Source organism: Saccharothrix saharensis (assembly GCF_006716745.1).
GTDB classification, from domain to species: Bacteria; Actinomycetota; Actinomycetes; order Mycobacteriales; family Pseudonocardiaceae; genus Actinosynnema; species Actinosynnema saharense.
Genome location: NZ_VFPP01000001.1, coordinates 5,377,612 through 5,394,487, shown reverse-complemented (window position 1 = coordinate 5,394,487; position 16,876 = coordinate 5,377,612). Strand labels below are relative to the sequence as shown.

The window sequence follows — 16,876 nt, the reverse complement described above, 5'->3', positions numbered from 1 at the left end:
GGCGGGGCGTCACATCACCAGCGGTAGTGGGCGAAGGCCTTGTTGGACTCGGCCATCTTGTGCGTGTCCTCGCGGCGCTTGACGCTCGCGCCGAGGCCGTTGCTCGCGTCGAGCAGCTCGTTCATCAGGCGCTCGATCATGGTCTTCTCACGGCGCTGCCGGGAGAAGGTGATCAGCCAGCGCAGCGCGAGGGTCGTCGAGCGGCCGGGCTTGACCTCGACCGGCACCTGGTAGGTGGCGCCACCGACGCGGCGGGACTTCACCTCGAGCGCGGGCTTGACGTTGTCCAGGGCGCGCTTGAGCGTGACGACCGGGTCCGTGCCGGTCTTCTCGCGGGCACCTTCGAGGGCGCCGTACACGATCCGCTCGGCCACGGAGCGCTTGCCGTCGACCAGCACCTTGTTGATGAGCTGGGTCACCAGCGGAGAGCTGTAGACCGGGTCGGAGATCAGCGGCCGCTTCGGGGCCGGTCCCTTGCGGGGCATCAGCTCTTCTCCTTCTTCGCGCCGTACCGGCTGCGAGCCTGCTTGCGGTTCTTCACGCCCTGCGTGTCGAGGGAACCGCGGATGATCTTGTAGCGGACACCGGGGAGGTCCTTCACACGACCGCCGCGCACGAGCACCATCGAGTGCTCCTGGAGGTTGTGGCCCTCACCGGGGATGTAAGCCGTGACCTCGATACCGCTCGTCAGCTTCACGCGGGCGACCTTGCGCAGCGCCGAGTTCGGCTTCTTGGGCGTGGTCGTGTAGACGCGGGTGCACACACCGCGCCGCTGCGGGCTGCCCTTGAGCGCCGCGGTCTTCTGCTTGGCGACCTTGTCCTGCCGGCCCTTGCGGACCAGCTGCTGGATCGTTGGCATACGCCGGCTGCTTCTTCCCTTTACGTGCCCGCCGCGTGGGCGACGAGCCCTGTTTACTTGGTCCCTCTCTGCACCCGAGGTCGGGCGTGTCGCCACTTCCGGCGGTGCCGAAAGTGCGTGCACTGCGCCCCAGGTCCGCAGGCGACATCCCAGGATGCCCCTACGCGTGGAGGTCACCGCGGCCGGCTTTCCAGCACCACTGGCGCGTAGGCACGCGGAGCGGCCCGACATGGGTCGGGCACGAGTACCAAAGATACCCCGCCTGGTTCCCACGGGTCAAAACGGCCCCACCGTCGAACCTGCTCCCGCGGACGACGTGGTGGGCGTGGGCCCATCGCGGGGGTGGATCGGTGGCGGCCCTCGCAGCCGCCGGCCGGCCGAGCCCCGCCGTGGCGGAGCCGCTCACCGCTCAGGACAGCACGAATGTGCCGGACGCGCCGGTCGACGTGACCGCTATTTCACTCGATCGAGTCGTACGCGGGGTCGGGCGCGAGTCGGGTCACACTGGTCCGGTGAACTCCGATCTCATCGCGGGCATGGCGGCGCTGGTGGCCGCCGACGCCTCGCCCGAGGTGCTCGCGGTGCGCGGCGACGTCGTCGTGGTCCGGGTCGCGGACGTGGTGCTCAAGGCGCACGAGCGCGGCACGGACCTCGGCGTGCTCACCGCCCGGCTCCGGCTGGCCGCCGACCCGCGGCTGGGCGGGCTGCTGCTCGCGCCCCGCTCGGCGCCCGCGGTCGTGCTCGGCCGGGTCGTGACGGCGTGGCCGATGGGCACGCCGGTGCCGCAGGGCGAGCCCGAGGACCTGCCGATGGAGGCCGCCGGGCGGATGCTCGCCGCGCTGCACCGGTTCACCTCGGCGGACTTCGCGCCGCCCGTGCCGGCCGCCGGCGCCGTGCCCCGGATGCGGCGGGCCGTGCGCGACCTGGCGCTGCACACGCCCGCGGCCGACCTCGTGCGGCGGGCGTTCGCGACGTTGCCGGAGTTCGAGGCGGGCGGCACCACGCTCATCCACGGCGACTGGCACCTGGGCCAACTCGTGCGGCGGGACGGGTACCGGCTGATCGACGTCGACGACCTGGGCGTGGGCGATCCGGCGTGGGACATGGCGCGGCCGGCCGCGCTGCACGCGGCGGGCGTGCTCGACGCGCAGGCGTGGGGCCGGCTGCTCGGGGCGTACCTGGACTCGGGCGGCGCGGGCGTGCCGCGGGCCGATCCGTGGTCGGTGCTGGATGCTCCGGCGCGCGCTTTGGTCGTGCAGATGGCGGCGCGTGCCCTTTCCGCTGCGGAGCGCGACGGAACCGGGTTGAACGACGCTCAGGAAGCGCTGATCGACGCTTGCGCCCGGATCGTGTCGACACACGAACCCATTCGGCGCGGCTAATATCGAATCCATCGCGTCAAGAGCAGGAGGCTCACACGATGCAGTGTCCCAAGTGTCATGCGAACATGCGCACCTTCGACCGCATGGGCGTGCACATCGAGCAGTGCGATGGCTGCCGCGGGGTCTTCCTCGACTACGGCGAGCTGGAGGCCATCACCCGGCTCGAGCAGCAGATGGCTCCGCCGCCCCCGCCGCCCGTCGCGCCTCCTGCGCAGGTGCACTACGTGCAGCAGCCGGCTCCGCAGCCGGGTTGGGGCTACGGCGGCGGCCACTACGGCCACCGGAAGCACCGCGGCCTGGGCGGGTTGTTCTTCTCGTCCTGATCTTCACCCTCGGTGGCCCCGCACCCCGGTGCGGGGCCACCGTTGCTACTACCGAAAAATCGGGTGATACTCGGTAGTGACCCGAGGAGGCCCGTCATGTCCGTCGCCACCGAGGCTGCGCGGATCCGCGACCTGTTCGACCAGATCGAGGAGATCGAAGAGGTCGCGTCGAGCTTGTCGGAGGACGACGAGCGGCGGCGCAAGCTGCACGGCGTGGTGGCGAAGGCCCTGCGCACGGCGCCGCCGGTGCGGCCCGTGGTGGCCGGCGAGCTGCTCGACCTGACCGAGAAGACGGTCAAGGCGTGGGCGCGCGAGGGCGTGCTGGCCATCCACAGCCAGGAGCCCCGGATGCTGCTGGACGCCGTGCGGCTGCACGAGGTGCTGCACGTCGTGTCGGACCTGCGGCGCGCCGGCAAGAGCCGCGGGCTGTTGGACGAGGTGCACCGGCGGTTGAGCGACGCGGCGCTGCTGGACCGTGACGACCTCGCCACCAGCCTGGACCAGCTGCACCGCGGCGAAGGACGCGTAGTTCGCTGATCACCGTCGTCGAAACGCCCGTCGCGGCCGGTCAGGCCGCCGGCCTGCGCGGTGCCGCCCGCGCCGCCTACGACCGGTTCCTGGACGAGCTCGCCCACAGCGGCTGCCTGGCCCTCGGCTACCGGGTGACCGGCCCCGAACCCCTGCCGCGCCTGTGCGTGAAGCACCTCCGCGGCCCCGACCGCGTGGTGGTCGCCTTCCCCGCGCCGCACACCGCGTGGGTCCTGCTCGTCGGCCCGCACGACGACGACCCCGGCCGCGACCTCTACGAGGCGCTGTACGAGCTGGCCGGCGTCCGCCCGAAGCTGACCGAGAAGCGCACCAAGCCTCCGTGCTGCTCGGACGCCACTCCCCCGCTCGCGGACTCGGACCTGGTCGACGACCTGGTCGCCCGCGCCCGCTCCCTGGCCAGGTCCCGCCGCCGCCCCTGACCACCCGCGTGTCGAACCCTCAGGACCCGCGTGTCGAACCCTCAGGCCCGCGTGTCGAACCCCCAGGACCCGAGAGTCGAACGCTCAGGACCCCTGAATTCGACATTCAGAACGCACCGGCGGCCCGCCATCGGGCGTCCGCACGTCCTGAGCGTTGAATTCAGGGGTCCTGAGCGTTCGACACACGAGGCTTGAGCGTTCGACACACGGGAAGGGCCCCCGGAGCGGGAGGCTCCGGGGGCCCTTCACGGGACTAGCTGCTTCAGCGGTAGTCGCGGCCGAAGTCGTAGTCGTCCAGCGGGACCGCGGCGCCCGTGCCCGTGCCGAAGACGTCCGGCGTGTAGTAGCCGTCGTCGTAGCTCGGGATGGCGTACGCCGCCGCACGCGCTTCCTCGGTCGGCTGCACCTGGATGTTCCGGTACCGGTTGATGCCGGTGCCGGCCGGGATCAGCTTGCCGATGATCACGTTCTCCTTCAGGCCGATGAGCTTGTCCGAACGCCCGTTGATGGCGGCGTCGGTCAGCACCCTCGTCGTCTCCTGGAAGGAGGCCGCCGACAGCCACGAGTCCGTGGCCAGCGACGCCTTCGTGATGCCCATCAGCACCGGACGGCCGGCGGCGGGCTCGCCGCCCTCCGCCACCACGGCCCGGTTGCCCGACTCGAACTCCGCGCGCTCGACCAGCGAGCCCGGCAGGAACTCGGTCGCACCCGAGTCGATGATCGTCACCCGGCGCAGCATCTGCCGGACGATGACCTCGATGTGCTTGTCGTGGATCGCCACGCCCTGGGCCCGGTAGACCTTCTGGACCTCCTGCACCAGGTGCAGCTGGGCCTCGCGGGGCCCCATCACGCGCAGCACCTCGTGCGGGTCGGGCGTGCCCTCCAGCAGCTGCTGGCCCACGTGCACGTGGTCGCCGTCCTGCAGCGGACCGGTGGCCGTGTTGGCCAGCCGCTGACGCTTCGACAGCTTCTCGAAGACGATCTCCTCGGACCCGTCGTCCGGGATGAGGGTGATCTTCCAGAACCGGTCGCCGTCCTCGATGCGCACCCGGCCGTCGACGTCCGCGATGGGCGCCTTGCCCTTCGGCACCCGGGCCTCGAACAGCTCCTGCACACGGGGCAGACCGGTGGTGATGTCGTCACCGGCCACACCACCCTGGTGGAACGTGCGCATGGTCAGCTGCGTGCCGGGCTCACCGATGGACTGCGCGGCGACGATGCCGACGGCCTCGCCGACGTCGACCAGCTTGCCGGTCGCCATCGAACGGCCGTAGCACGACGCGCACACACCGACCGCGGACTCGCAGGTCAGCACGGACCGGACCTTGACCCGCGTCACGCCCGCCTCGACGAGCGTGGCCAGCGCCGGGTCGCCCAGGTCGTCACCGCGGTTGAGCACGATGTTGCCATCGGCGTCGGTGATGTCCTCGGCGATGGTCCGCGCGTACACGCTGGTCTGCGCGAACTCGTGCAGCCCGACCTTGTCGCCCTGCCGCTCGCCGACCGTCATGTTCACGCCGCGGCTGGTGCCGCAGTCGATCTCGCGGATGATCACGTCCTGCGAGACGTCCACCAGACGACGGGTCAGGTAACCCGAGTCGGCGGTGCGCAGCGCGGTGTCGGCCAGACCCTTGCGGGCACCGTGCGTGGCGATGAAGTACTCCAGCACCGACAAGCCCTCGCGGAACGAGTTCTTGATCGGACGCGGGATGTACTCGCCCTTCGGGTTGGTCACCAGACCACGCATGCCGGCCAGCGACCGGACCTGGGTCATGTTGCCCGCCGCCCCGGACTTCACGATCATGCGGATCGAGTTGTCCTCGGGGAAGTTGGCCTCCATGACCTCGGCGACCTCTTCGGTGGCCTTGGTCCACACCTTGACGAGCTCGTTGTTGCGCTCGGTGTAGGAGAGCTGACCGCGCTGGTAGCGCTTCTCCACCGCGTCCGCGAGCTTCTCGTACTCGTCCAGGATGCCCTGCTTGGCCTCCGGCACGAGCACGTCGGAGATCGCGACCGTGACGCCCGACCGGGTGGCCCAGTAGAAACCGGCGTCCTTCAGCTTGTCCAGCGTCCGGGCGACGGTGACCATCGGGTACCGCTCGGCGAGGTCGTTGATGATCGTCGCCTGCCGCTTCTTCGGCATGACCTCGTTGATGAACGGGTAGTCCTGCGGCAGGACCTCGTTGAACAGCACGCGACCGAGGGTGGTCTCGGCCAGCCACGGCTGACCGGGCTCCCAGCCCTCCGGCTCGGCGCCCTTCGGCGGGTTCTTGTCCGTGATCCGGATCTTGACCATCGCCTGGAGTCCGAGCACCTTGCGGTCGAACGCCATCAGCGCCTCGGCGGGCGAGGAGTACGCCTGGCCCTCGCCGAGGTCGTCCTCCTTGTGCCGGGTCAGGTGGTACAGGCCGGTGACCATGTCCAGACGCGGCATGGCCAGCGGCTTGCCCGACGCGGGCGAGAGGATGTTGTTCGACGACAGCATCAGCACGCGCGCCTCGGCCTGCGCCTCGGCGGACAGCGGCAGGTGGACCGCCATCTGGTCACCGTCGAAGTCGGCGTTGAACGCTTCACAGACCAGCGGGTGCAGCTGGATGGCCTTGCCCTCGACCAGCTGCGGCTCGAAGGCCTGGATGCCCAGCCGGTGCAGCGTGGGCGCGCGGTTGAGCAGCACGGGGTGCTCGGTGATGACCTCTTCGAGCACGTCCCACACGGCGGGGCGCGCGCGCTCCACCATCCGCTTGGCGGACTTGATGTTCTGCGCGTGGTTGAGGTCGACCAGCCGCTTCATCACGAACGGCTTGAACAGCTCCAGCGCCATCTGCTTGGGCAGGCCGCACTGGTGCAGCTTCAGCTGCGGGCCGACCACGATGACCGAACGGCCCGAGTAGTCGACGCGCTTGCCGAGCAGGTTCTGGCGGAACCGGCCCTGCTTGCCCTTGAGCAGGTCGGACAGCGACTTGAGCGGCCGGTTGCCCGGGCCCGTCACCGGCCGGCCGCGGCGGCCGTTGTCGAACAGCGCGTCGACGGCCTCCTGCAGCATCCGCTTCTCGTTGTTGACGATGATCTCGGGCGCGCCGAGGTCGATCAGCCGCTTGAGGCGGTTGTTGCGGTTGATGACGCGGCGGTACAGGTCGTTCAGGTCGGACGTGGCGAAGCGGCCACCGTCGAGCTGCACCATCGGGCGCAGGTCCGGCGGGATGACCGGGACGCAGTCCAGCACCATGCCCTGCGGGTTGTTGCGGGTCGCCTGGAAGGCGGCCACGACCTTGAGCCGCTTGAGGGCGCGCAGCTTCTTCTGGCCCTTGCCGCTGCGGATGGTCTCGCGCAGCACGTCGGCCTCGGCGTCGACGTCGTAGTCACCCAGGAGCTTCTGGATGGCCTCCGCGCCCATGGCGCCGGTGAAGTAGTCGCCGTAGCGGTCGTACAGCTCGCGGTAGAGCAGCTCGTCCGCGATCAGCTGGGCGCGCTCGAGCTTGGTGAACGTGGACCAGATCTCGTCGAGCCGGTCCAGCTCGCGCTGGGCGCGGTCGCGGAGCTGGCGCATCTCGCGCTCGCCGCCCTCCTTGACCTTGCGGCGGACGTCGGACTTGGCGCCCTCCGCCTCCAGCTCGGCCAGGTCGGCTTCCAGCTTCTGCGCACGGGCCTCGACGTCGGCGTCACGCCGGTTCTCGACCCGCTTGCGCTCGACCTGCATCTCGTTCTCGAGCGTGGGCAGGTCGTTGTGGCGCAGCTCGGTGTTCACGCCCACGATGACGTAGGCGGCGAAGTAGATGATCTTCTCGAGGTCCTTCGGGGCCAGGTCGAGCAGGTAGCCCAACCGGCTGGGGACGCCCTTGAAGTACCAGATGTGCGTGACGGGGGCGGCCAGTTCGATGTGGCCCATCCGCTCGCGGCGCACCTTGGCGCGGGTCACCTCGACGCCGCAGCGCTCGCAGATGATGCCCTTGAAGCGGACGCGCTTGTACTTGCCGCAGTAGCACTCCCAGTCCCGGGTGGGACCGAAGATCTTCTCGCAGAACAAGCCGTCCTTCTCCGGCTTGAGCGTGCGGTAGTTGATGGTCTCGGGCTTCTTGACCTCGCCGTAGGACCACTGGCGGATGTCGTCCGCGGTCGCGAGACCGATGCGAAGCTCATCGAAGAAGTTGACGTCGAGCACGTCTACTCTCTTCCCCTTTTTGGTTCGGTGCTGCTTGGGGTGCTGGTGGCTGGGTCACCGGGGACGCCCCCGACCGGGCGGGGTGCGCGCCCCCGGTGACCGGCGAGCGTCAGTTGACGACGTCGTCCACGGACGGCGACTCGGACCTCGACAGGTTGATGCCGAGGTTCGCGGCCGCGCGCTCGAGGTCTTCGTCGTCGCCGTCGCGCATCTCGATCGCGGCGCCGTCCGAGGACAGCACCTCGACGTTGAGGCACAGCGACTGGAGCTCCTTGAGCAGCACCTTGAAGGACTCCGGGATACCGGGCTCCGGGATGTTCTCGCCCTTGACGATGGCCTCGTAGACCTTCACGCGGCCGAGCACGTCGTCGGACTTGATCGTGAGCAGTTCCTGGAGCGTGTACGCGGCGCCGTACGCCTGCATCGCCCAGCACTCCATCTCACCGAAGCGCTGACCACCGAACTGCGCCTTACCACCCAGCGGCTGCTGCGTGATCATCGAGTACGGGCCGGTGGACCGGGCGTGGATCTTGTCGTCCACCAGGTGCAGCAGCTTCAGGATGTACATGTAGCCGACCGACACGGGGAAGGGGTACGGCTCGCCGCTGCGCCCGTCGAGGAGCACCGCCTTGCCGTTCTCCTTGACCATGCGCTCGCCGTCGCGGTTCGGGATCGTCGAGCCGAGCAGGCCCGTGATCTCGTCCTCGCGCGCGCCGTCGAAGACCGGCGTGGCGGTCTTCGTGCCCGGCTCCACGTGGTAGAGCTCCTCGGGCAGGTTCTTCGCCCAGTCCGGGTCGCCGTTGATGCTCCAGCCCTGCTTGGCGATCCACCCGAGGTGGGTCTCCAACACCTGGCCGATGTTCATACGACGCGGCACGCCGTGCGTGTTCAGCACGATGTCGACCGGGGTGCCGTCCTCGAGGAACGGCATGTCCTCGACCGGGAGGATCTTGCCGATGACGCCCTTGTTGCCGTGGCGGCCGGCGAGCTTGTCACCGTCCTGGATCTTGCGCTTCTGGGCCACGTAGACGCGCACCAGCTCGTTCACGCCGGGGGGCAGCTCGTCGTCGTCCTCGCGGCTGAACACGCGGATGCCGATGACCTTGCCGTACTCGCCGTGGGGCACCTTCAGCGACGTGTCGCGCACCTCGCGCGCCTTCTCGCCGAAGATCGCGCGCAGCAGCCGCTCCTCCGGGGTCAGCTCGGTCTCGCCCTTGGGCGTGACCTTGCCGACCAGGATGTCACCGGGCTGGACCTCGGCGCCGATGCGGATGATGCCGCGCTCGTCGAGGTCGGCCAGGACCTCCTCGGAGACGTTCGGGATGTCCCGGGTGATCTCCTCGGCGCCCAGCTTGGTGTCCCGCGCGTCGATCTCGTGCTCCTCGATGTGGATCGAGGTCAGGACGTCGTCCTGCACGAGGCGCTGCGACAGGATGATCGCGTCCTCGTAGTTGTGGCCCTCCCACGGCATGATCGCGACGAGCAGGTTCTTGCCCAGCGCCATCTCGCCGTTCTCGGTGCACGGGCCGTCGGCCAGGACCTGGCCCTCCTGCACCCGGTCGCCCTCGTTCACGATGGGCTTCTGGTTGATGCAGGTGCCCTGGTTGGACCGGCGGAACTTGTGCAGGCCGTAGGTCTGCCGCGAGCCGTCGTCGGCCATGATCGTGACGTAGTCGGCGGAGATCTCCTCGACCACACCGGTCTTCTTGGCGACCACGACGTCACCGGCGTCGACCGCGGCGCGCAGCTCCATGCCGGTGCCGACCAGCGGGGACTCGCTGCGCAGCAGCGGCACCGCCTGGCGCTGCATGTTCGCGCCCATCAGGGCGCGGTTCGCGTCGTCGTGCTCGAGGAACGGGATCATCGCGGTCGCGGCCGACACCATCTGCCGCGGCGAGACGTCCATGTAGTCCACGTCGGACGGGTCGATCTGCTCGACCTCGCCGCCCTTCTTGCGGACCAGGACCTTGTCCTCGAGGAAGTTGCCCTCGTCGTCGATCTTGGCGTTCGCCTGCGCCTTGACGTAGCGGTCCTCTTCGTCGGCCGTCAGGTAGTCGATCTGGTCGGTGACCCGGCCGTCGACGACCTTGCGGTACGGCGTCTCGATGAAGCCGAACGGGTTGACCCGCCCGTAGGAGGACAGCGAGCCGATCAGGCCGATGTTCGGGCCTTCCGGCGTCTCGATCGGGCACATGCGGCCGTAGTGCGACGGGTGGACGTCGCGGACCTCCATGCCGGCGCGCTCACGGGACAGACCACCCGGGCCCAGCGCCGACAGGCGGCGCTTGTGGGTCAGACCCGCGAGCGGGTTGGTCTGGTCCATGAACTGCGAGAGCTGGGACGTGCCGAAGAACTCCTTGATCGCCGCCACCACCGGGCGGATGTTGATCAGGGTCTGCGGCGTGATGGCCTCGACGTCCTGGGTCGTCATGCGCTCGCGGACGACGCGCTCCATGCGGGACAGGCCGACCCGGATCTGGTTCTGGATCAGCTCGCCGACGGTGCGCAGGCGGCGGTTGCCGAAGTGGTCGATGTCGTCGACCTCGACGGGCACCTCGACGTCGCCGGGCTGCATCGTCGTCTCACCCGCGTGCAGGCGCACCAGGTACTCGATCGTGGTGACGATGTCTTCCTCGGTCAGCACGCCCGTGGTGATGGGGGTGGACAGGCCGAGCTTCTTGTTGACCTTGTACCGGCCGACCTTCGCGAGGTCGTAGCGCTTGTCCTTGAAGAACAGGTTCTCCAGCAGCGCCTGCGCGGACTCCTTCGTCGGCGGCTCGCCCGGACGCAGCTTGCGGTAGATGTCGAGCAACGCCTCGTCGGTACCCGCGGTGTGGTCCTTCTCCAGCGTCGTCAGCAGCGTCTCGCTGAACGAGAAGCGCTCGCGGATCTGCTCGGTCGTCCAACCCAGCGCCTTCAGCAGCACGGTCACCGGCTGGCGGCGCTTGCGGTCGATGCGGACGCCGACGGTGTCGCGCTTGTCGACGTCGAACTCCAGCCAGGCACCCCGGGACGGGATGATCTTGACGCTGAAGACGTCCTTGTCGGTCGTCTTGTCGATCGCGGTGTCGTAGTAGACACCCGGCGAGCGGACGAGCTGGGAGACCACGACCCGCTCGGTGCCGTTGATGATGAACGTGCCCTTGTCGGTCATCATCGGGAAGTCACCCATGAACACCGTCTGGCTCTTGATCTCGCCGGTGGTGTGGTTGGTGAACTCCGCCGTGACGAACAACGGGGCGGCGTACGTCATGTCCTTGTCCTTGCACTCCTCGGTCGAGGCCTTGACCTCGTCGAAGCGCGGGTCGGAGAAGGAGAGCGACATCGAGCCGGAGAAGTCCTCGATCGGGGAGATCTCGTTCAAGACCTCCTCGAGGCCGCCCGTCGGCGCCTCGTCACCTTCGTCGACGCGGCGCTGGAACCACGCCTCGTCACCGGTGAGCCATTCGAACGACTGGATCTGCAGGTCGAGCAGGTTGGGCGTCTGAAGCGGTTCGTGGATCTTCGCGAAAGAGACTCGCTTCGGCGCTCCGGGAATCCCCGACGTGGAGTTGGTCGCAGCAGTGGCCTTGGTCGCGCGAGAGATCGCCAAGATGCGTCCTTCCAGGGACAGGTAGCTGGCTAGTCAGCGGAACTAGCACGGCTGTCAAGGGTGCGGCGATGCCCGGCAATCCAGCTCTCGGCGAAGGGCAAACGGAAAGAGGGCAGCGCAAAGGAGCAGTCTAGCCACGCGCGCGGCAACTGTCGAGAGGCACCTGGAAGGACCTTTCTCGTGCTCACCGACAGAGTGACCCGGCCAACGCCCACAGTCAAGATGCCACGCGGCGATCACTCCACTGGCGCAAGGTGCGATAACGCGGAGTTACCGCTGTGACCTGCGAAAATACATGGACGTGAGCCCGTGTGAACCTTTGGCGGGCGTTGCGACCCCGAAGGGAGATGCCGACGATTCCGTTCGGTCACCGATCGAAAATGTGGTGCAGATCACGTTGTGCTGAGGCATGGAATCGGGTTCGCAGTCCTGAGTGGACGCCCGCGGCGACCGTCCGGCCGCCCCCGGGTCAGCACTTGGCGGTTTCGGCCGCCTGGTCGCCGCTCTGGCCGAACATCTCCATGTTGTCGACCTTCCACCGGCCGTCGACCTTCTGCGCGCCGACCCGCATCATCGCGATGCCGCCGCCGCTCTGGTTGTCGGTCGTGCGGGTGGTGACCTGGTCGAGGAACAGCAGCACGGTGGCGCGGTCGCCGTCGAGCGTGGTGACGCCGCTGGACACGGCCTTCACCGTGACCACGAGCTTCTGCTCGGGCGCGAGCGTGCGGACCGGGCCGAAGATCGCGTTGTACTGGCACTTGGCCTTGCCGATGAGCAGCTCGTTGGCGGCTTCCTCGGTGGCGGGGACGTCGGCGTAGTTGTAGGAGAACGCCTTCTCGACCGCCTCGCGGGCCTGACCGGCGACCTCGGTCGTGCCGCCGCTGTCCACCAGCGCCTGGTTGTAGCGGACCTGTCCCGCCTGGCTCTGGAACCACACGCCCAGGCCGACCAGCAGCGCCGCGAGGACGACCAGGGAGAGGGGCAGGACCAGGCCGGGCCCGGGGCGGTCGTCGGTGTGCCGGGCGGCCCAGTCGTCGGCGTCGTCCGTCGCGCGCCCGGGCTCGTCATCGGCCAGGACGCTGGGCGCGACGGCCTCGCCGGTGCGCTTGCGGCGGCCGGTCGGGCGGGGTCGGGGCGCGGGCTCGGGGAAGTCCTCGGCGTCCCCGCCGTCCTCGCGGGGCTCGATCAGGCCGGTGACGCCGGTGGACCCGGTGATGTCGCGGTCGCTCGGCAGGGTCTCGGCGCCGGGCCGGGCGGCGGTCGGTTCAGCGGCGGTCGGTTCAGCGGCGGTCGGTTCAGCGGCGGTCGGTTCAGCGGCGACACCGGCCGCGGCGTCGGTGCCGCCGACGTCGTCGCGCGCACCCGCGACCCGGGTGTCCTCGACCGGCGTGGCACCGGTGTCAGGGCGTTTGCGCAGGCCGGCGACGCGTGGCCGGATGCTGGGCGTGGTCGGGACCGGGCGGCGGCGGGACGGTGGCACTGACGTCATCTCCTCGGTTCACGCGCCGCCGGCCGCGACCGGCCCCAGCGCGCTGAGCTTCCAACCGGCATCGGTGCGGGTCAGGTCCGTCTGGTACCGGTTGACCTTCTTCACCGCCTGCCCGCCCTCCGGCGTCACCGTGGTCTCCACGACGGCGATCAGGTGCGCCTTGCCGGCCCGGTCGTCGAGCTCGGTGACGGCGGCGTCCAGCACCCGGCTCACGGTCACCGTCCGCGCGTCCTCGATCTGCTTCTTGCGGCTGTCCCGACCACCCTCGATCTCGGCCCGCAGCTCACCGGTGGACGACTCCAGCCACCGGTCGAGGTCGGCGTCGACCTTCTTGTAGTCGAGGGTGGTGAAGTTCGCGATCCCGACCTGGCCGACCCGCAGCACCTCGTCCCGCTCCCGCGAGAACACCACCGAGTCGTCGGACGTCGCACCCCACCACGACACCCCGGCCCACACCGCGTACCCGGCGGCCAGCACCGCGAGCACGGCCGCGACCGGCAGCACCCAGCTCCTCTGGGCCGACCGTCGAACGTCCATCAAGTCCCTCCTCAGCCCGGCAGACCGAGCAACTGGCCCAGGCTGGTCAGCAGCGGCGCCTCGGCGGCGGTCTGCCCGGTGGTCGGTTCCCGGCCCGGCTGCGCCGTCGCGTCACCCGTCGGCGTCGTCACCGGGATGCCACCGTAAGGCGCGTTCTGGGCACCCCGCACGCCGGTGGCGCTGCCCGGGGCCAACGCGCAGTAGGCCTGCGTGTTGAACTCCGCCGGGGTGGTGTCGGTGCCCTGCCGGATCGTGGTGCCGTCGTAGCCGACCGTGCACGGCGGCGGGTCGAACACGTTCAGGGCCAGCCCGAAGTGCGCGCCCGTGCCGTCGCCCTTGGCCACGGTGAACCCGCCGCCGACGATGATCGGGTACGTCACCGCGATCTGCTCCAGCCCGTCCAACCGGCTGACCAGGATGTTCCCGGTGGTCAGCAGGTTGGCCAGCACGACGCCCAGGTTCGGCCCGGTCTCCCGCAGCAGGGCCGACACCTGTTCGGCGGTCCGCGGCGAGACGGCGATGAGCCGGCGGATGTCGGTGTCGGAGTTCTTCAGCTGCTCGGCCAGCGACCGCAGGTCCGCCGAGAACGACCGGATCGCGCCACCCTGCGCGGCCTGCGTGTTCAGCACGACCAGCCCGCTGTCGAGCAGCGCCTTGGTCTGCGGCAGGTGCTCCGTCGCCGCCCGGGTGAACGCCTCCGTGTTGTCCAGCAGGACCTGCAGGTCGGGCCCGGTGCCGTTGAACGCCAGGTCCAGCTCGTCCACCACGGTCCGCAGCGACTCGGTCGGCACGGACTTGGCGAACGCGTCGAGGTTGGTCAGCAGCCCGTCCACCGGCGGCGGGGTCCTGGTGGCCGAGCGCGGGATGACGGACCCGTCCGCCAGGAACGGCCCGTCCTCGGCGCGGGGCCGCAGGTCGACGTACTGCTCGCCCACCGCGGACCGGTTGGCGACCACGGCCTCCAGGTCGGCCGGGATCGACGGCGCGCTCGGGTCGATGTCGAGGTCGACCTCCAGCCCGTCGGAGGTCAGCCGCATCTGGCCGACCCGCCCCACGGCGACGCCGCGGTAGGTGACCTCGGCGTTGGTGAACACGCCACCGGACTCGGCGAGCTGCATCGTCACCACGTACCCGGACGCGCCGAACACCCGGCCGAGGCCGACGTAGCGCGCGCCGACGTAGCTCACGCCGACCAGCGCGATCAGCACGAACACGCCGATCTGGAGCTTGATGCGACCGGGGATCACCGCTTGCCCCCCAGCAGTCCGCCGAGCAGGTCGCCCAGCCCGGAACCGGCCGACACGCCGGGCAGCGGCAGGTTCGGCAGGGGCAGCGGCAGCGACGGCGCGGTGCCGTCGACCCCGGGCAGGCCGGGCAGGGTCGGCAGCGGCGACTGCCGCGACCGGCCCAGGTTGTCCACGATGGTGCCGAGGTCCAGGTCGATGTCGGCGTACAGGTTCGTGTAGTCGCCCTTGATCGCGTCCACCGCCGAGTCCGGGAACGGGTAGGTCAGCAGCAGCTCGAAGCCGTGGGGCAGGTTCGCGCCCGCCTCGGCGAGCTTCTGCAACGTCGGTGTCAGCGCCTTCAGGTCGGCCACCAGGTCGTCCTTGGACTTGTTCACCGTGTCCACCGCGACGTCGGACAGCGCGTCCAGCGACTGGAGCAGCGTGACGAGCTGGGTGCGCTGCTCGCTGAGCACCTTGAGGCCCGGCTCCAACCCGTCGAGCACGCCGGTGATCTGGTCGCGCTGGGCGTTCAGCGTGCCGCCGAGCCGGTTGACGCCGTCCAGCGCGCGGGTGATCTCGCCCTTGTGCGAGTCCAGGTCGCCGACCAGCTCGTTCAGGTTGGCCAGCAGCGACCGGATCTCGGGCTCGTTGCCCTCCAGGGCCGCGCTCAGCTCCCGGCTGATGTCCTGGAGCTGGGCGATGCCACCTCCGTTGAGCAGCATGGACAGCGCGCCGAAGACCTCTTCGACCTCGGGGTTGCGGTTGGTGCGCTCGACCGGGATGACCGCGCCGTCGGCCAGCGCGCCCTCCTCCCGCCCCTCGGCGGGCCCGGCCAGCTCCACGTACTTCTCGCCGAGCAGCGCGGACTGGCGCAGCCGGGCGACCGCGTTGCCCGGCAGCTTCACGTCGCCGTTGACCAGCACGGTCACCTCGGCGGTCCAGCCGTCCGCGCCCAGCGCGATCCGGTCCACCCGGCCGACCGGCACGTCGTTGACCTTCACGCCGGCCTGCGGTACCAGGTCCAGCACGTCCTTGAACTGCACCTTCACCGCGTACGGCCGGTCGCCGACGTCCGCGCCGCCGGGTAGCGGCATGTTGTAGACGCCGTCGAAACCGCCCGAGCCGCAGCCCGTCAGCACCAGGGTGCTCGCCACGAGCACCGCGAATCGCCTCACTGGGGCACCCCCGCGAGCGGCAGGGGCAGCGGCAGCTTGCCCTGGGAGAGGTCGGACACCACTTCGGCGGGCGTCTTCAGCGGCACCGCGCCGCTGAGCACCGGCTCCAGCTGCCGGCACGTCTGCGCCAGCACGCCGGGCACCCGGCCCGGCTCGACGCCCTGGATGAGCTTGCAGATCAGGACGATCGGCGGCTGGTTCAGCTCGTTCAGGTCGGCCCTGGTGTCGAGCGTGCCGGAGGCGGCGTTGTAGGCGTTCTGCAGGTTGCCCAGGGCCAGCGGTCCGACGTCGAGCGCCTCGGCCAGCGACGCGCGCTGGTCGACCAGGACCTGGGTGATGCCCGCGAGCTTGTCGACGTTGGACTGGAGCGCGGCCCGGTTGTCGGTGATGAAGCCCTGCACCTGGCCCAGCGCGGTGGCCAGCTCGGTGAGCGCGGCGCCCAGGTTCTCCCGCTCGTCGGCGAGGAACCCGGCGACCTCGGCGAGCTGCCGGTTCAGGTCGCGCACCTGGCTGTCGTTCGCGGCCAGCATGCCGGTGAACTCCTGCAGGTTGTCCACGGTGCCGAACAGGTCGTCCTTGGAGCCGGACAGCGTGCGGGTGGCGTCACCGAGCTGCTTGACGGTGTCGCCGAGCGCCTGCCCGTTGCCCTGGAGGGTGGCCGCGGCCGAGTCGAGCAGGTCGGACAGCGCGCCGTCCTGGTTGGCCCCGTCCGGGCCGAGGGCGGTGGTGAGCTTGTCCAGGCTCGCGTACAGCTCGTCCAGCTCGACGGGGGTGGCGGTGCGCTCGCGGGGGATGGTCGCGTTGTCGGCCAGCACCTCGCCGCCGGTGTACACGGGCGCGAGCTGCACGTACCGGTCGCTGACCACGCTGGGCGCGACCACGACCGCCTGCGCGTCCGCGGGCACCTTCACCGTGCGGTCGAGCGACATGACGACCTTCACCGTCGCGCCCTGCGGCTCGACCTCGTCGATCGTGCCCACCCGGACGCCGAGCACCCGCACGTCCGAGCCGGGGTAGACGCCGACGGCCGCCCCGAACACCGCGGTCACCCGGTGGCTGTTCGCGCCCGCGAACACCCACCACATCGCCGCCGCGGCCACCAGCGCGAGCACGCACGCCATCGCCACCGCGCGGGCCAGGCCGCGGCCCGCTCTCGTCGTCGCCAC

General features: G+C 70.0%; 13 protein-coding genes. 4 read left to right on the top strand and 9 right to left on the bottom strand.

What is annotated here, in order from left to right; genetic code table 11:
• Positions 1–14: 14 nt before the first annotated feature.
• Positions 15–485: a 30S ribosomal protein S7 gene (gene rpsG / locus FHX81_RS24135; protein WP_073885923.1), complete on the bottom strand. Its 471-nt coding sequence runs from the start codon at positions 483–485 to the stop codon at positions 15–17.
• On the bottom strand, positions 485–859 hold the full coding sequence (rpsL, locus tag FHX81_RS24130; RefSeq protein WP_030473471.1) for a 30S ribosomal protein S12: 375 nt from the start codon (positions 857–859) through the stop codon (positions 485–487). The genes rpsG and rpsL overlap by 1 nt, the downstream gene beginning before the upstream one ends.
• Before the next feature lie 512 nt (positions 860–1,371).
• On the opposite strand from rpsL, the gene FHX81_RS24125 reads away from it, so the two are divergent.
• The 4 genes from FHX81_RS24125 to FHX81_RS24110 all read left to right on the top strand — a co-directional run bounded on the left by FHX81_RS24125 (position 1,372) and on the right by FHX81_RS24110 (position 3,532).
• Entirely contained in the window at positions 1,372–2,241 is an 870-nt protein-coding gene (locus FHX81_RS24125; protein ID WP_141980299.1) for a phosphotransferase family protein, read from the top strand.
• A gap of 38 nt (positions 2,242–2,279) precedes the next feature.
• On the top strand, positions 2,280–2,564 hold the full coding sequence (locus tag FHX81_RS24120; RefSeq protein ID WP_141980298.1) for a TFIIB-type zinc ribbon-containing protein: 285 nt from the start codon (positions 2,280–2,282) through the stop codon (positions 2,562–2,564).
• Positions 2,565–2,660: 96 nt separating this feature from the next.
• Entirely contained in the window at positions 2,661–3,101 is a 441-nt protein-coding gene (locus FHX81_RS24115; protein WP_141980297.1) for a hypothetical protein, read from the top strand.
• Positions 3,102–3,259: 158 nt separating this feature from the next.
• Positions 3,260–3,532 carry a hypothetical protein gene (locus FHX81_RS24110; protein WP_141980296.1) on the top strand — a complete coding sequence of 91 codons (273 nt, stop codon included), beginning with the start codon at positions 3,260–3,262 and terminating at the stop codon, positions 3,530–3,532.
• Between the two features lie 262 nt (positions 3,533–3,794).
• Here the strand turns inward: FHX81_RS24110 and FHX81_RS24105 are convergent, their stop codons facing one another.
• The 7 genes from FHX81_RS24105 to FHX81_RS24075 all read right to left on the bottom strand — a co-directional run bounded on the left by FHX81_RS24105 (position 3,795) and on the right by FHX81_RS24075 (position 16,876).
• Positions 3,795–7,691 carry a DNA-directed RNA polymerase subunit beta' gene (locus FHX81_RS24105; RefSeq protein ID WP_141980295.1) on the bottom strand — a complete coding sequence of 1,299 codons (3,897 nt, stop codon included), beginning with the start codon at positions 7,689–7,691 and terminating at the stop codon, positions 3,795–3,797.
• Between the two features lie 109 nt (positions 7,692–7,800).
• On the bottom strand, positions 7,801–11,283 hold the full coding sequence (rpoB, locus tag FHX81_RS24100; RefSeq protein WP_141980294.1) for a DNA-directed RNA polymerase subunit beta: 3,483 nt from the start codon (positions 11,281–11,283) through the stop codon (positions 7,801–7,803).
• A 469-nt stretch (positions 11,284–11,752) separates the two neighbouring features.
• Positions 11,753–12,772 (bottom strand): hypothetical protein, encoded by a 1,020-nt coding sequence (locus FHX81_RS24095; RefSeq protein ID WP_141980293.1) that lies wholly within the window; start codon positions 12,770–12,772, stop codon positions 11,753–11,755.
• A gap of 9 nt (positions 12,773–12,781) precedes the next feature.
• Positions 12,782–13,309 (bottom strand): hypothetical protein, encoded by a 528-nt coding sequence (locus FHX81_RS24090; RefSeq protein WP_141980292.1) that lies wholly within the window; start codon positions 13,307–13,309, stop codon positions 12,782–12,784.
• A gap of 11 nt (positions 13,310–13,320) precedes the next feature.
• Positions 13,321–14,556 (bottom strand): MCE family protein, encoded by a 1,236-nt coding sequence (locus FHX81_RS24085; RefSeq protein WP_141980291.1) that lies wholly within the window; start codon positions 14,554–14,556, stop codon positions 13,321–13,323.
• Positions 14,553–15,710: an MCE family protein gene (locus tag FHX81_RS24080; RefSeq protein ID WP_141980290.1), complete on the bottom strand. Its 1,158-nt coding sequence runs from the start codon at positions 15,708–15,710 to the stop codon at positions 14,553–14,555. The genes FHX81_RS24085 and FHX81_RS24080 overlap by 4 nt, the downstream gene beginning before the upstream one ends.
• Positions 15,707–16,876, bottom strand: a complete 1,170-nt coding sequence (locus FHX81_RS24075; protein ID WP_170232154.1) for an MCE family protein — start codon at positions 16,874–16,876, stop codon at positions 15,707–15,709. Before FHX81_RS24075 ends, FHX81_RS24080 begins: the two co-directional genes overlap by 4 nt.

Bases quoted from the DNA above. Each gene is read 5' to 3' on its own strand.
- rpsG (WP_073885923.1), bottom strand. From the start codon at position 485: ATGCCCCGCAAGGGACCGGCCCCGAAGCGGCCGCTGATCTCCGACCCG.
- rpsL (WP_030473471.1), bottom strand. From the start codon at position 859: ATGCCAACGATCCAGCAGCTGGTCCGCAAGGGCCGGCAGGACAAGGTC.
- FHX81_RS24120 (WP_141980298.1), top strand. From the start codon at position 2,280: ATGCAGTGTCCCAAGTGTCATGCGAACATGCGCACCTTCGACCGCATG.
- FHX81_RS24115 (WP_141980297.1), top strand. From the start codon at position 2,661: ATGTCCGTCGCCACCGAGGCTGCGCGGATCCGCGACCTGTTCGACCAG.
- FHX81_RS24095 (WP_141980293.1), bottom strand. From the start codon at position 12,772: ATGACGTCAGTGCCACCGTCCCGCCGCCGCCCGGTCCCGACCACGCCC.
- FHX81_RS24090 (WP_141980292.1), bottom strand. From the start codon at position 13,309: ATGGACGTTCGACGGTCGGCCCAGAGGAGCTGGGTGCTGCCGGTCGCG.